The sequence below is a fragment of the Burkholderia sp. CpTa8-5 genome (genome assembly GCF_017815045.1).
In the GTDB taxonomy this organism is placed as follows: domain Bacteria; phylum Pseudomonadota; class Gammaproteobacteria; order Burkholderiales; family Burkholderiaceae; genus Burkholderia; species Burkholderia sola.
On sequence record NZ_JAGIQD010000004.1, the window covers coordinates 43796 to 59058 of the forward strand.

The 15263-nt window shown below is 66.9% G+C and carries 8 protein-coding genes; 2 read left to right on the plus strand and 6 right to left on the minus strand.

The window, feature by feature from the left end; translation table 11 throughout:
- Nucleotides 1–14: 14 nt before the first annotated feature.
- Nucleotides 15–3968 carry a type VI secretion system membrane subunit TssM gene (gene tssM, locus J8I35_RS08170; protein ID WP_209924962.1) on the plus strand — a complete coding sequence of 1318 codons (3954 nt, stop codon included), beginning with the start codon at nucleotides 15–17 and terminating at the stop codon, nucleotides 3966–3968.
- A gap of 109 nt (nucleotides 3969–4077) precedes the next feature.
- Here tssM and J8I35_RS08175 read toward each other — a convergent pair whose 3' ends face one another.
- Complete coding sequence (locus J8I35_RS08175; RefSeq protein ID WP_209924963.1) at nucleotides 4078–5073, minus strand: VacJ family lipoprotein; 996 nt, start codon at nucleotides 5071–5073, stop codon at nucleotides 4078–4080.
- Nucleotides 5066–7699, minus strand: a complete 2634-nt coding sequence (locus J8I35_RS08180; protein ID WP_209924964.1) for an MMPL family transporter — start codon at nucleotides 7697–7699, stop codon at nucleotides 5066–5068. The genes J8I35_RS08175 and J8I35_RS08180 overlap by 8 nt, the downstream gene beginning before the upstream one ends.
- Before the next feature lie 326 nt (nucleotides 7700–8025).
- On the opposite strand from J8I35_RS08180, the gene J8I35_RS08185 reads away from it, so the two are divergent.
- Nucleotides 8026–8622 carry an ABC transporter substrate-binding protein gene (locus tag J8I35_RS08185; RefSeq protein ID WP_050013460.1) on the plus strand — a complete coding sequence of 199 codons (597 nt, stop codon included), beginning with the start codon at nucleotides 8026–8028 and terminating at the stop codon, nucleotides 8620–8622.
- A gap of 91 nt (nucleotides 8623–8713) precedes the next feature.
- On the opposite strand, the gene J8I35_RS08190 is transcribed toward J8I35_RS08185, so the two are convergent.
- From J8I35_RS08190 to J8I35_RS08205, 4 genes are all read right to left on the minus strand, one after another.
- A complete protein-coding gene (locus J8I35_RS08190; RefSeq protein WP_124556591.1) occupies nucleotides 8714–9358 on the minus strand; it encodes a response regulator transcription factor in 645 nt (214 codons plus the stop codon).
- A gap of 30 nt (nucleotides 9359–9388) precedes the next feature.
- A complete protein-coding gene (locus J8I35_RS08195; protein WP_124556590.1) occupies nucleotides 9389–10774 on the minus strand; it encodes a cache domain-containing protein in 1386 nt (461 codons plus the stop codon).
- Nucleotides 10775–10921: 147 nt separating this feature from the next.
- Entirely contained in the window at nucleotides 10922–12487 is a 1566-nt protein-coding gene (locus J8I35_RS08200; RefSeq protein WP_050013455.1) for a sensor domain-containing diguanylate cyclase, read from the minus strand.
- A 561-nt stretch (nucleotides 12488–13048) separates the two neighbouring features.
- On the minus strand, nucleotides 13049–15223 hold the full coding sequence (locus tag J8I35_RS08205; RefSeq protein ID WP_209924965.1) for a malate synthase G: 2175 nt from the start codon (nucleotides 15221–15223) through the stop codon (nucleotides 13049–13051).
- Nucleotides 15224–15263: the final 40 nt, after the last annotated feature.

The following is a 15263-nucleotide window of genomic DNA, read 5'->3' on the forward strand; positions in this document are numbered from 1 at the left end:
CATTCCCCGTACACATGAAGAAGATTCTCTCGTTTCTGCATTCGCGTCATCTGTGGGCCATTGTGACGGTGATTGCCGCTATGGCCGTGATCTGGTTTGCAGGCCCGCTGATGAATTTCGGAGGGCTGACCCCAGTCGCGTCGGTCGGCATTCGGCTGACCTTGATCGCATTGGTCCTGTCCGCATGGATCTTGTGGCTGATCGATTGGCCGACGAGCATCGTCATCGCCGCGCTGCTCTGTCTCGCGATCTGGCATACCTTCCCGCTTCTGACGTTGGCCGGCAAACCGCTGTTTGCGTCGGTAACGGTCCGTATTCTGGCAATGGCCGGCGTTGCGCTCGTTTACGCCGGGTCGATGTCGGTCAAATGGTGGAGGCGCATGCGCCGGCATCCGAGCGAACTCAGACGTTTGCTTCGACTCGGCAAGCGTGGCGCTCGGCCGTTGGCGGCATCGCGCCTGACGACGATTGAATACACGGCCCGCACAGCGATCACGCAGTTGAAAGCCTGGCGCGGGGGCATCCATGCTTTGGCGCGGCTGTTTCAATGGCCTGCGTATCTCTATGATGTGCCGTGGTATGTCGTGCTGGGGTCGCAGGGTTCGGGCAAGACCACGGCGTTGCTCAATGCGGGTCTCGTGTTCCCGCTCGATGCGCAACTTCAGCATTCGCTTGCGCCCGATGACGCCCGGGCTTTGCCGGGTTGGCGGTTGACCAATGAGGCGGTGCTGATCGATACAGCGGGCCATTACGTACAGCACGGCACGTCGCGCTACTCGCTGACAGTGGAGCCGCCGGAAGCATCGAATGACGGGAAACCGGAAAAGCGGCCGACCGACAGCGGCGGCCTTCGCAGAGACTCCGACGCAGCAGAGTGGAAGGGATTTCTCCGGCTACTTGGCCGTATCCGCCCTCGCCTGCCGCTGAATGGCGTGCTGTTGACGATCGATGTCGCCGCGTTGACGCACACGGACCCCGACGTGCGTATGGCAGAGAGCCGTGCATTGCGGGCACGTCTCGAGGAGATGGAGGCCGAGTTCGGGACCGGATTCCCCGTCTGGCTCATTGTCACGAAAATGGACCGGCTTCCGGGCTTCACCGACTATTTCGCCTCGCTTGGCGAGCGGCAGCGTGCGCAGATATGGGGCGTGACATTGCAGTCTGGCCCGGACGCGCGGACGGACGACGTGATCAGGACAGAATTGAATCTGCTGGCAACGTGTCTTGCTGATGGTGTGAGCGGCCTGCTTCGCAACGAAACCGACCTGACTCGTCGTCGCCAGTTGGCAATGTTGCCAGAGGCATTCACGGCACTGACGGAGCCGCTGGCCGATCTGATCGGGCAAGTGTTTGCCGCAGGCGGCAATGGTTCGCATGCAGTATCGCATGCGCTGTTCCGAGGTGTTTACCTAACGAGCGCGGGCCAGACCGGCCTGCCGGTCGCTGCGGAGCATCAAACGCTATTGCAACGCATGACGGGCGCATCCGGCGCGCAATGGCCACGCCCACGAGGAGAGCGTGGCGAAACCAGCTATTTCCTGCGCGATTTGTTGCACGGTGTCGTATTTCGCGACGGACACCTCGCGTGCCCGAATCGGAACCGGGAGCATCGTGTGCGCTTACAGCGGTGGCTGGGGCATTCCCTCGTGTGGGTGATCGCCGCAGGGTTGTGCACGAGTCTTTGGAACAGCTTCGTTGCGGAACGTGCGTCGCTCGGCACACTAGCGCACAAGACACGTAAGCTGGCAGCCGTGTTGGCGGGGAGCGATCTTTCTGCTCATCCTGAGCGTGTGCCGATGATGCTGGACAATGCAAACGAACTGTTGCGCGACACCACGCATCTTGCCAACGATTCCGACGTCGCGTTTCGCCTTGGAACGGACCGCATCGATATGATCGAGTCCAAGAGCCGCCACGTATACGAGGCGCTGTCGGAGCAGGTTGTGTTACCGCAAATCGTTCGCCGGATGGAGGACGTGATCGGTAGTGCCACGGCAAGCGGTGACGCCAAGGCCGCTTACGACGCGTTGCGCGTGTACTTGATGCTCCACGACAGGACCCGGTTCAACGCGAACGACGTCAAGATGTGGGTGCTGGATGATTGGGCACGGCACGACAGTGCGGCGATGTTCGGTGGGCGCGCGACAATGATCGGCCACGTACAGCGACTGTTTTCCGAAGAACATGTCGTGCAGTCGCCACTGTCCCGCAACGAAGGAATGATCCAGCGGGCGCGCGCATTTCTCGACGGCAGCAATCCGACCGATCGTCTTTATCAGCGCGCCATGGCGGCGATGTCGAAAGACGCGCCCCGCGAATTTTCGCTGCTGCATGTCGTCGGGCCACAAGCAGGCGTGGTATTCACGCGGGCCAGCGGAGCGCCTTTATCGAGCGGCGTGTCAGGAATCTTTACGCTGGAGGGGTATCGGGCGGTGTTCGGCAAACGCCTGCCAGAATTCCTTCAGGTGGCAAGCGAAGACGATGCTTGGGTAATGGGGCGCCGGACGCTCGATGATTTCGCAAAAAATCCAGTTGGCGCGTCAAACGTATCGAACCGGAATGGCGACGCGCTGTTGACCGCGATCACGCGCCAGTACCTGAACGAATACGCTCGACAATGGGACGCGTTTCTTGACGACATTCGCATCGTGAGCGGAACGAGCCTTGCCTTCAACTTGACGGTACTGCGAGCCCTCGCTGCGCCCGATTCGCCGCTGATCCGTCTAGCGCGGGCGGCGGCAAACGAAACGACGCTGACGCGGCCGATGGCGAAAGCGGACGGTTCCTTTCTCGAACAAGCGACCGAGGCTGTCAACCAACAGGCCGAGCGGATACTGGGGCCTCGTGCATCGGAGCAGGTTGAGCGCGAGTTGGTCGATAACCGTTTCGCGGCATTGCGTGAAGTGGTGACGGGCCATGCCGATGCGCGATCGGAGACGCAGTTGGCCGGGGCGTCGGTGAGCAAAACGGGCCTGGACGGCGTTACCAGTCTGTTGAACGACTATTACGAGACGCTCGCGATTTCCGACAATGCGCTGTTGAACAACAGCATGCCGCCGGTGAGTGAGAACGCTGCGAAGCTCAAGATGACGGCTGACACGATGCCTGCGCCGGTTCGAGCTGTCTTGCATCAACTTGCTGTCGACGGCTCGCGTGGGGTGAACCAGGGTATCGGCCAACTACTGTCGCGCCAGATGCAGGCAGCCGTTGCAGACACCTGTCGCGTGACGATCGAAGGCAATTACCCGTTTGCGCCTGACAGCACGCGCGACGTCGGTATCGACGATTTCACGCGCATGTTCGCGCAGGGCGGCGTGATCGATGACTTTTTCACGAAGACGCTTGCACCGTTCGTCGACACGGCCGCGAAGCCGTGGCGCTACCGGACGCTGCCGGGCGCGACCGAACCCGTTCACGGGCCGGATCTCGAGCCATTCGAGCATGCGAAGGCGATCCGCGACATCTTCTTCAACGATCCGGATCGTACGAAACCGAGTTGGAAGGCTGATATCCGAATCCCTGAACTCGACCCGACGATCATGAGCCTGTCGCTCGACATCGACGGACAGGTGACGCTCTATCGACATGGTCCGGTCACGCCATTCACGGTGACATGGCCGGGACCGCGTGGCGGCGTCCGTGCCCAGATCTCGGCGAGTCCGCGCATCCGGCCGGACACTTCGACGATCGCGGCGGAGGGGCCGTGGGCGCTGATGCGGTTGCTCCGGAAAGGTCATGTGGTCCAGGCTGCCACACCGGGCCGCACGCGGGTCGCATTCAGCTTTGATGGTCGTCAGGCAGCACTCGACATTGCGAGCGCGGGAACGGTTGCGAACCCGCTGACAAGCGATGTGCTGACGACGTTCCGGTGCCCTGGGACGATGGCGGTATTCAATCTGCCAGATAGCGGCCCGCCGCCGAGATTGCCCCGGGGCGGGCTACCGGTAGCAAACAAGGGCGGGCTGTGAGCGAACGATGAGCAGCCTGGAACCGATTCGCCGACATTGTTCCGGTTGAAGTCGTCGGCCCGGTCCTGGACGGCTGAAGTGTTGCCCCTCGGATCAGAGGCTGCCGCCGTTACTGCGCGGCCGGACTGCTCGCGGGCACGGTCGGCATCGCCGGGGCGATTGGCGCACCGTTGGCGGCCGGCGCCGTCGTGGCGCCCGCCGATGCAGCCGCCGGCGCACTCGCCGGCATCGCACTATCCGCACCCGGATCGTCGTACTGCGGCAATCCCGGCGCGGCCGGTGCGTTGTTCGGCGTGGCGCCCGATGCGCCGCCCGCATCGCCCGGATCCTCATAGTTCGGCAAGCCGCCCGGCGTGGTCGGCGTGGCCGCCGGCACCGCGCCGGCTTCACCCGGCTCCGCGTAGTTCGGCGTCGCGGCCGATGCCGACTGGCCGTGATACGTCAGCGACTTGCGCTGCTGCAGGTACGCGTCGCGCACGAACGAATACGGATCGAGCGCGGCCTGCTTCAGCAGATCGGTCGCACCGAGCAGGTCCGAACGCGCGCTGATGAACTGCGCGATGTACATCGGATTGCGTGCGGCCGGCTCGATGTAGTTCAGCAGGTTGAAGCGCACGTCCACCGCGCGGCCGACGCCGTCGCGGATCGTGCTCGGCCCGAACACGGGCAGCACGAGGTACGGGCCGGACGGCATGCCCCAGCGCGCCATCGTCAGCCCGAAATCCTGGTGATGCTTCGGCAGCCCGGCCGGCGTCGCGATGTCGATCAGGCCGGCGACGCCGAACAGCGAGTTCATCGCCACGCGCATCAGATCCTGCGTCGCATCGGTGATGCGCAACTGCAGCAGGTTGTTCGCCATGTTGCCGAGATCGCCGAGGTTCGAGAAGAAGTTGCTGATCGCGGTGCGCACCGGCGTCGGCGTGACTTTCTGGTAACCCTTCGCGATCGGCTGCGCGATGTGCGTGTCGACCGTGTCGTTGAACGTGTACATCGCCCGGTTCATCGGCTCGAGCGGGTCGTTGGGATTGCGGTTCGGTCCCGTCGCGCAGCCGGTCAGCATCGCGCTGGCGGCGACGGTCGCCGCAATGATTCGCACCTTATTCATTGATTCCTTGCGATTGGTTCTGGGCGCGCTTGACGCGCGGTTTGCCCATCAGGACGGGCTGGAACACCACGGCGCCGATCAGCGTACAGGTCAGGGCCAGCGCGAGCAGCTTGCCCATGCTCGACGTGCCCGGATGGTGCGACAGCCACAGGCTGCCGAAGGCGGTCGCCGTCGTCGCGGCGCTGAACAGCACGGCGTGCGTGAGGCTCGAATGCAGCAGCCCCGTCTGCCCCGCGCGCCACGCCATCACGAAATACACCTTGAACGCGACGCCGACGCCGAGCATCAGCGGCAGCGCGATGATGTTCGCGAAGTTCAGCGACATGCCGAGCACGACGCACATCTCGAGCGTCACGATGCCCGACACGAGCAGCGGCACCAGCGTGCGCAGCACGTCGCCGAAGCGGCGCAGCGTGACCCACAGCAGGACCGTGATCGAGATGATCGACCACAGCGCCGCGTGCAGGAACGCGTTGATGATCGTGTCGGCCGAATGCAGGATCGAGATCGGGCCGCCAGTCGCGCCCGGTTCCGCGGCCTTCACGGCCTTGGCGAAACGGCGCAGCATCGTGTCGTCGTTGGGGTCGACGCCCTTCGGCACCTTCGGCGAGATCTGCACGAGCGCGTGGCCGTCCGGCGCAACCCAGTCGCGCACAACCTGCGGCGGCAGCGATTCGCGCGTGATGTCCTGCGGCTGCAGCAGCGCAGCGAGCTGGTTGAGCGCGATGCGCAGCGTATCGGAGAACGCGCGTTCGGCACGGTCGCGCGTCGCGCTGTCGGCGGCGGCGAGCTTCGCGAGCGACGCGGACAGGTGCTGCGCGGCCGCGGCGCCCGGGCCCGGGTGATCCTCGGCCGCATAGCTCAACAGGTCCGACACGCGCTTGAGCGCGGCCACGCGTTGCGCGTCGGTCGCGGGCGGCGCGGCCGGCTGCGTCAGCGCGGGCAGCAGCTCGCTCGCAGCCGCGGCGATCGCCGCGCGCTTGGCCGGCTGGTCGGCGGGGATGAAGGTCGACAGCGTGGTCGTGCGGCCGACTTCGGGCAGCGCGTCGAGGCGCTTCGCGGCCGCGTCGGCTTGCGCGAGCGACGGCGCGAGCAGCGTGACGTCGTTGACGGCGGCTTCCGGCGAATCCTTCAGTGCGAGCAGCGTCGCCATCGATTCGCTGTTCGGGTCCTTCAGGTGCAACGGGTTGAAGTCGAAATGCAGGAACGCGAGCAGCGGCAGCGCGCCGATCACGACCGCCAGCGTGCCGATCAGGATCGGCTTGCGATGGCGATCGAGATAATCGTCGACCGGCGCGAGCCACGGAAAGCCCGGCGTCTTCGATTCGCCAGGCGGCGCGAACAGGCGCAGCAGTGCGGGCAGCAGCGTGAGCGTGGTCAGCAGTGCGACGAACATCCCGACGCCCGCGATCAGGCCGAGCTCGGACACGCCGCGATACGCGGTCGGAATGAACGAGAAGAAGCTTGCTGCCACGGCCGCGGTGGCGAGCGCGAGCGGCATGCCCATCGAGTGCGCGGCGCCGATCAGCGCGTGATCGATGCGCTCGTCGCGGAAGCGTTCCTCGCGGTACTTCACGCCGTACTGGATCGAGAAGTCGACGCCGAGGCCGACGAACAGCACCATGAATGCGACCGAGATCATGTTCAGCGAGCCGACCATCGCGAGGCCGAGCGCGGCCGTCACGACGAGGCCGACAAACAGCGTGACGAGCACCGAGCCGATCATCCGCTTCGAGCGCAGTGCAAGCCACAGGATGACGAGCACGGCGAGCAGCGTGAGCACGCCATTGAGCGCGGCGCCGTCTTCGACCGACGCGAATTCGTCGTCGGCGAGCGGCTGTTCGCCGGTCAGGCGCACGGCCGCGCCGTAGCGCTTGTCGAGGTCGAGCGAACGGGCCGCGTCGCGGATCACCTGGCTCGTTGCCGCGCCGGCCTTCAGCGCGCCGTAGTTGACCACCGGCTGCACGGTGACGAACGCGCGCGCGGGCTGCCGCGCGGCGTCGTTGTCGACCAGCGCGCGCCACGAGAACGCGGCCGGCTTGCCGGCCAGCACGTCGTCGACCGTCGCCGCGCTGCGCGCGAGCAGCTTCGCCATCGCGGGCAGCTTCACCTGGCCGGTCAGGAGCGGCTGGCCGAGCGTGGTGGACAGCGTGGTGGCGAGCCCGGTGAGGCTCGGGTTCTTCGCGAGTTCGTTGACCAGCGGGCGCGCGCTCGCGAGCTGCGCGGTCGTATCGGAGACCTCCTGCGGCGACAGGAACAGCAGTCCGTTGTGTTCGAAGAACGGCCCGCCGCCCGGCTCGGCGACCGGGCCGATGCGGCCGGCGGCGGCGTCCTTCTGCAGCGCTTCGGTCAGCGCATGCGCGGCGGCCGTCGCGAATTCGGGCGCGGGCGCCTCGACGACCGCGAGGATCGTGCCGTTGCGTTGCGGGAACGCCTTGTCGACGGCCTGGCCGAGCGCGGCCCATTGCGGTTCCGCATCGACGAGCTTGCTGATGTCGGTGTTGATCTTGAAATGCTGCGCGACGTAGACGCCGCTGCAGGCGGCGATCACGAGCGACAGGACGACGACCCAGACGGGGCGGCGCACCGACCACGCAACGAGTCGGACGATGAGAGATGTCACCATGTGGCGGTGGGGAGCGGCTGGCTAGGGCAAAGTAGCCAAGTATACCGGCGCGGCGCGGCGACGGTCGTGACGTTGCGGAGAATCGGGGCGGGAAGGATATTTGCTACCGGCGTGGCAATCGGATCGCGCGGCCGGATCATTTGTATGAAGATATTTACATAATCGCCGCGGCGATGCGTCGACACGCCGCGGAGCGCCTGTGACAAACGGCGCTGAAAGGTAACAGTCGGTCACCGGGCGGCAACGCGGCGTCGGGCCCGGTATACTTTGCTCCACCGGCCGATGCAAAGAGCCGGCCGTTTTTTCCCATCGAGTGCGAAATTCGTATGAAACGTCATCTGTTTGCTTTCGTCGCGGCGGCCGCCGTGTCGGTTTCCGCTTTCGCGCAGAGCGCGCCGGTCGATCTCGTTCGCACGGCGGTCGAGGGCACCGTCAACGCGATGAAGGCCGATCCGGCCGCCCGCGGCGGTGACATGGCGAAGATCACGCAGGTGGTCGAGCAACGCTTCCTGCCCGTGACCAACTTCGAGCGCACGACCCGCATCGCGGTCGGCGACGCGTGGAAGCAGGCCACGCCGCAACAGCAGCAGGAGCTGTACAAGCAGTTCCGGTTGCTGATGACGCGCACCTACGCCGCGTCGCTCGCGCAGCTCGGCAACCAGGACGCGAAGTTCTCGTTCAAGCCAGGCGGCGCGTCGGGTGCCGATGCGCTCGTGCAGTCGACGGTCACGACGCCGGGCGACAGCCAGTCGGTCGGCTATCGTCTCGGCAAGGTCGGCAACGACTGGAAGATCTACGACATCGACATGTCGGGCGCGTGGCTGATCCAGGTCTACCAGGGCCAGTTCAAGAGCCAGCTCGCGACGGGCGGGATCGACGGCCTGATCGCGTATCTGCAGAAGCACAATTCGCGGACGAACTGACGGCGTTGCAAGGCCGCGGTCCGGATGCACGAAGGGCGCCCTCGGGCGTCCTTTTTTCATGGTGGCGCGTGGACTGCGTACGGGTTCGCGCCTACCGCCGCCGATGCTCGACCGCGAACTTGATCAGCTCGGCCTGCCCTTCGATCTCCAGCTTGCGTTTCAGATTGAGCCGGTGCGTCTCGACCGTGCGCACCGACAGCCCCGTCTGTTGCGCGATCTGCTTGCTCGACAGCCCTTCGGCCAGCGCGTCGAGGATGTCGCGCTCGCGCGGCGTCAGCCGGTCCAGCGGCGACGCCGTCGCGCTGGCCTGGATCATCCGCGCGGCCAGCCCTTCGCTGAAGAACGTCTGCCCGCCCAGCACCACGCCGATCGCACGCACGATCTCGCTCGCGGGCGAATCCTTCAGCAGATAGCCGCTCGCGCCGGCGCGCACCGCCTGCGTCACGTACTCGATGTTGTCGTGCATCGACAGCATCAGCACGCGAATACCCGGAAAACGCTCGTGGAACACGCCCGCGAGCGTGATGCCGTTCATCCCGTTCATGCCGACGTCCATCAGCGCGAGATCGGGTTCGAGCGAGGCGGCCAGCGCGAGCGCCTCGTCCGCGTTGCCGGCCTCGCCGACCACCGACAGGTCGGCCGCTTCGAGCCGCATCCGCAAGCCGTCGCGCACGAGCGGGTGATCGTCGACGAGCAGCAGTCGGGCGGCGGGCCGGGCGGGATCGGGGGCGCTCATGGGCAAGGTCTCCGGGTAGGGTGTGCGTGCTCAGGCGGCCGCGCGCCGCAGCGGCACGCGCGCGGCCACGACGGTATGGCCGACCTGCGACGTGATCGTCAGCGTGCCGTCGAGCGCGTCGAGGCGCTCGCGCATGTTGCGCAGGCCGATGCCGCGGCGCGCGTCGGCCTGCGAACGTTCGGCGTCGAAGCCGCAGCCGTTGTCGGCGATGGTCAGCGTGACGGATTGTGCGCCGACGTCGAGCGTGACGGCCGCGCGCGACGCCCGCGCATGATGCACGATGTTGCTCAGCGCTTCCTGCGCGATCCGGAACAGCGCGGTGTTGACGGCTTCGGGCAGCGGCTGCGTGCCGCCGTGCGCGACCTGCGTGTAGCCGATGTCGATGCCGCTTTCCGCGCCCAGCTCGCGCACGAGTTGCTCGAGCGCGGCCGCGAGGCCGAGATCGTCGAGCATCGACGGGCGCAGCGCGTGCGAGATGCGTCGGACTTCGCGCAGCGTGTCGCCGAGCCGCCCGACGCCCGACGCGAGCGCCTGCTCGGCTTCGGGCACGCGCGACGTGCCGCGCTCGAAGCGCGCCAGCGCGGATTCGAGCATCAGCTTCGCGGACACCATCATCTGGCTGATCCCGTCGTGCAGTTCGCGCGACAGCCGCGCACGCTCCTGCTCCTGCGATTCGACGACGCGTTGCGCGAGCAGCTTGAGCTTCGCGTCGGCGCTGCGCGACTCGCTGACGTTCAGTACCAGCGCGCACACGGCGATCGCCGCCGCGCCGGTGAGCGCGATCGCGGTGAGCCAGCTCATCGTGCGCTCGATGTTCGCGGACGCGCGCGCATCGATGCGCTGCAGCGCGGTGTCGACGTCGTCGAGATAGATGCCGGTGCCGACCATCCAGCCCCAGCGCTCGAGCGCGACGACGTAGCCGAGCTTCGGCGCGACGCGGCCCGTCGACGGCCGCTGCCACGCATAGCGCACGTAGCCGCCGCCCTGCGACGCCGCGCCGATCAGCTTCTGGATGGTCAGCGCGCCCTGCGGGTCGCGCATCGACCAGAAGTTGTGACCGACGCGCTCGGGCTCGCGCGGATGCATCAGCGAATTGCCGTGCAGGTCGTAGACGAAGAAATAGCCGTCGGGGCCGAAATCCATCTTCTGCAGCATCGCGAGCGCCTGCGTGCGCAGCAGCGCGTCGTCGCGCGCGTTGCGGCCGCTCGCGTCGTAGAGCGGCATGATCGCGCTCGTCGCGAGTTCGACGTAGTGCTTCAGCTCGACTTCCTTGCTCGACAGGTACGCGGCCTGGATCGTCGCGTGCTGCGTGCGCGCGAGCGTCGTCGCCTGCTGGCGCACGCCGAAGCCGATGCCGGCAATCGCGAGCAGGAACGGCACGATGGCCAGAAGGAAGATCTTTGCCTTGAGTCTCATGGTGGTGCGAAGCGGCCGGCCCACGCGGCCGGCCAGGCGCGCAGGCCGGGCGCATCGGCCGCGCGGCGGCGCGGTGGCATATCGAGCCGGTATTGTCGGCGATTTTGCAGGCGGGCGGCGGCCGCCGCCCCGCCGCTGCCCGTGCGTTCAGGCCCGCCGCGATTCGCGAGTGTCGGGCGACGTGGCCGCCTGCACGGCGATGCGGTTGCGCCCGCCTTCCTTCGCCCGATACAGCGCATCGTCGGCCCGCTTCAGCGCGGCCTGGATGTTGTCGTCGTGTTCGGGGTAGCTGGTCGTCACGCCGATGCTCACCGTCAGGCGGCCGACCGTGCCCGCGTCGTGCCGGATGCCGAGATCGAGGATGCCCGTGCGGATGGTTTCGGCGATCGTCACCGCGCCGTCCGTGTCGATATCCGGCAGCACGACGACGAATTCCTCGCCGCCGTAGCGCGCCGCATAGTCGGCCGGGCGGCGCAGGCAGCCGGCGATGCAGTGGCCGACCGCGGCGAGTGCGTCGTCGCCGGCCTGGTGGCCCTGCGTGTCGTTGTAGCGCTTGAAGTCGTCGACGTCGATGAACAGCAGCGACAGTGCATGTTGCGAGCGCGCGGCGCGGCGCCATTCGCGCGCGAGCGTGACGTCGAGCATCCGGCGGTTGTCGAGGCCCGTCAGGCCGTCGGTGCGCGCGAGCGCCTGCAGCTCGGTTTCCGCGCGATGGCGTTTGCGCAACTGCACGTCGAGCAGCAGCGACAGGCCGACGAAGCCGATCGCGAGCGCGACCATCGCGGAGCCGATCGGGATCGCACGGTCGTACCACGCGGCGTAGGTGTCCGCTTCCGAGCGCGCGACCATGACGATGAGCGGCAGGTGCTCGAGGTGCCGGAACACGTACAGGCGCCGCACGCCGTCGATCGTTGCGGTATCGGCGAAGCTGCCTTCGTTGGCGGTCATGAAGTGCCGGAACGTGCTCGCGCGGCTGATGTCGCGGCCGACGATCTTGGGGTCGTACGGCTCGCGCGCGACCATCCTGCCATCCGTGTTGATCAGCGCGACCGAGCCGCGATCGCCGAGCGACAGCCGCGAGAACAGGTTCTGAAAATATTCGAGCCGGATCGACATCACCGCGACGCCGCCGAACGATCCGTCGGGCCGCGTGATTCGCCGGCTGAGCGCGATGCTCGGCGAGCCGCCGCGCAGCCGCGAGTGATACGGGGGGCTGACGTACAGGCCGACGTCGGGACGGTCGCGGTGCACGGTGAAGTACGGTTCGTTGGCGAAGTTGGCCTTGCGCGGCACGTCGCTCATGCCGTCGACCGCGATGTCGCCTTTCGCGTCGAGCACGTAGATGCCGCCGAGGTACTTGGCGGTCGTCGCGCGATCGAACAGCACCTGGCGGCGCAGCGCCATCGGCAGCCGGGTCACCGCCGGGTCGTTCGCGCCTTCGACGACCGCCTGCAGCGACAGCGAATAGATCTCGATGTTGCGTTCGATGTCCCACGACGCCATCAGCGCGAGGTTCTGCTGCATGCTGCGCGAGCGGTCGCGCGCGTCGATCCGGCCTTCGTACAGCACGATCCCGCACAGCAGCAGCAGGATCAGCGCGATCAGCAGCCCCGTATAGAAGATCAGGTGCGGCAGCAGGGACCGGCGCAGATGAGCGGCGACACGGCTCGTCACGCCGGATTCGCTGGGCATTGCGTAGTCGGTTTCTGCCATGGTCCGTGGATCGGGGGCATCGTCGCCGGGCGGCGGGCCGATGCGATTGTTCGTATGACTACCGGTGGCGATCCGGTGCGCGCCCTTCCCGTGCCAGCCTTCCGTTCAGCGGAGAAACCGGGCACCGATTATCGACAATCGCGGCCCGAGAAACCGATAAACCGGGTATTCACAGGTAACGTCTGCTGCAATTCGACCATCTGACGAATCGCGACGCGAATTGAACGGAGTATAACGCGCGTGTTTGTGTGCGCGGAAAATGTTGCAACCTGTTGATCGGGATCAAATTTTCGCGTAATCCCGGGCTTGCAAATATCGGCGAAGCGTTGTCGCGCAAGGCTGTGCGGCAGTGCGGAAAAGGCCGTGCGGCGCACGTCCGCGGACGCACCGGGATTAACGTCGGGTGAGCACCGCATGCGAAAGCGCGCGATATCTACCGATTATCGGTTTCAACGGCACGGTGCACGCAAATATGAAAACGGGCAGCCGCGCGGGCTGCCCGTTTCGCAAGGTCGGCGTACGACCGGCGCCCGGCATGCGGGCGAGCCCGCGTGCGCAGGTTCAGGCGCCGTGCTGTTGCGCCTTGAACGCGAGCCGGAACCGATGCAGCAGCGGCTCGGTGTAGCCGCTCGGTTGCGACGTGCCTTGCAGCGCGAGCGCGCATGCGGCCTTGAACGCGGTCGACTGGTCGTAGCCGGGCGCCATCGGGCGATAGTTCGGATCGCCCGCGTTCTGCTGGTCGACGACGCGGGCCATGCGCTTGAACACGTCGAGCACGAACGCCTCGGTGATCACGCCGTGGCGCAGCCAGTTCGCGATGTGCTGGCTCGAAATGCGCAGCGTCGCGCGGTCTTCCATCAGGCCGACGTCGTGGATGTCCGGCACCTTCGAGCAGCCGACGCCCTGTTCGACCCAGCGCACGACGTAGCCGAGGATGCCCTGCGCGTTGTTCTCGACCTCGCTCAGAATCTCGGCCTCGCTCCACGCCGCGCGCTCGACGACCGGGACCGTCAGCAGCCCTTCGAGCAGCGCGTCGCGCTCGCTCGCGTACGGCGTCTTTTCGAGTTCCTGCTGGACGGCCTGCACGTCGACGAGGTGGTAGTGCAGCGCGTGCAGCGTCGCGGCGGTCGGCGACGGCACCCACGCGGTGTTCGCGCCGGCGCGCGGATGCGCGATCTTCTGCTCGAGCATCGCATGCATCAGGTCCGGCATCGCCCACATGCCCTTGCCGATCTGCGCGCGGCCGCGCAGGCCGGCCGACAGGCCCGCAAGCACGTTGTTGCGCTCGTACGACTGGATCCACGCGGACGATTTCATGTCGCCCTTGCGGATCATCGGGCCCGCTTCCATCGCGGTGTGCATCTCGTCGCCGGTGCGGTCGAGGAAGCCGGTGTTGATGAACGCGACGCGCGCGGCCGCTGCCGCGATGCACGCGGCGAGGTTCACGCTGGTGCGGCGCTCCTCGTCCATGATGCCCATCTTCAGCGTGTTGCGCGGCAGGGTGTACAGATCCTCGATGCGCGCGAACAGCGTGTCGGCGAACGCGACTTCGGCCGGGCCGTGCATCTTCGGCTTCACGATGTAGATCGAGCCCGTGCGCGAATTGCGCTCGGCCTTCAGGTCGTGCAGCGCGCACAACGTCGTGACGACGCCGTCGAGGATCCCTTCCGGAATCTCGTTGCCGTCGCGGTCGAGCACCGCGCCGTTGGTCATCAGGTGGCCGACGTTGCGCACGAACAGCAGCGAGCGGCCGTGCAGCGACAGCGTGCCGCCGGCCGGCGTCGTGTACTCGCGATCGGCGTTCAGGCGGCGCGTAAACGTCTTGCCGCCTTTCGCGACTTCCTCGACGAGCGTGCCCTGCATCAGGCCGAGCCAGTTGCGGTAGAGCTGGACCTTGTCGTCGGCGTCGACCGCCGCGACCGAATCCTCGCAGTCGATGATCGTGCTGACCGCGGCTTCGAGCACGACGTCCTTCACGTTCGCGAGATCGGCGCGGCCGATCGGCGTCGACGCGTCGATCTGGATCTCGACGTGCAGGCCGTTGTGCTTCAGCAGGATCGCGGACGGCGCGTCGGCCGCGCCCTGGTAGCCGACGAACTGCGCCGGCTGCGCGAGCGCGACGTTGCCCTTCGCGGTTTCGACCGCGAGCTGGCCGTCCTGCACGCGGTAGCGCAGCGCGTCGCGGTGCGAGCCGCTCGCGAGCGGCGCCGCGTTGTCGAGCACGTTGCGCGCATAGTCGATCACGCGCTGGCCGCGCGTCGGGTTGTAGGCCGCGGTGCGTTCGGCTCCGCCGTCTTCCGGCAGCGCGTCGGTGCCGTACAGCGCATCGTACAGGCTGCCCCAGCGCGCGTTCGCGGCGTTCAGCGCATAGCGCGCGTTCGACAGCGGCACGACGAGCTGCGGGCCCGCCTGCGTGGCGATCTCGCTGTCGACGTTCGCGGTGGCGGCCGCGACGTTCGACGGGACCGGCACGAGGTAGCCGATCTGTTCGAGGAACGCGCGATACGCGGCGTGGTCGCGTACCGGGCCCGGGTGCGCGCGATGCCACGCGTCGAGTTCCTGCTGCAGGCGGTCGCGTTCGGCGAGCAGCTCGCGATTGCGCGGCGCGAGGTCGTGCACCAGGGCCGAGAAACCGCTCCAGAACGCGGCCTTGTCGATGCCGGTGCCCGGCAGCGCTTCGTTTTCAATGAACTGGCTCAGCGCTGGCGCGACTTGCAGTCCTGCTTGGTCGATCATCGTGATTCCTCCCGGGGAATTGAAAAACGCGCGCGCGTTG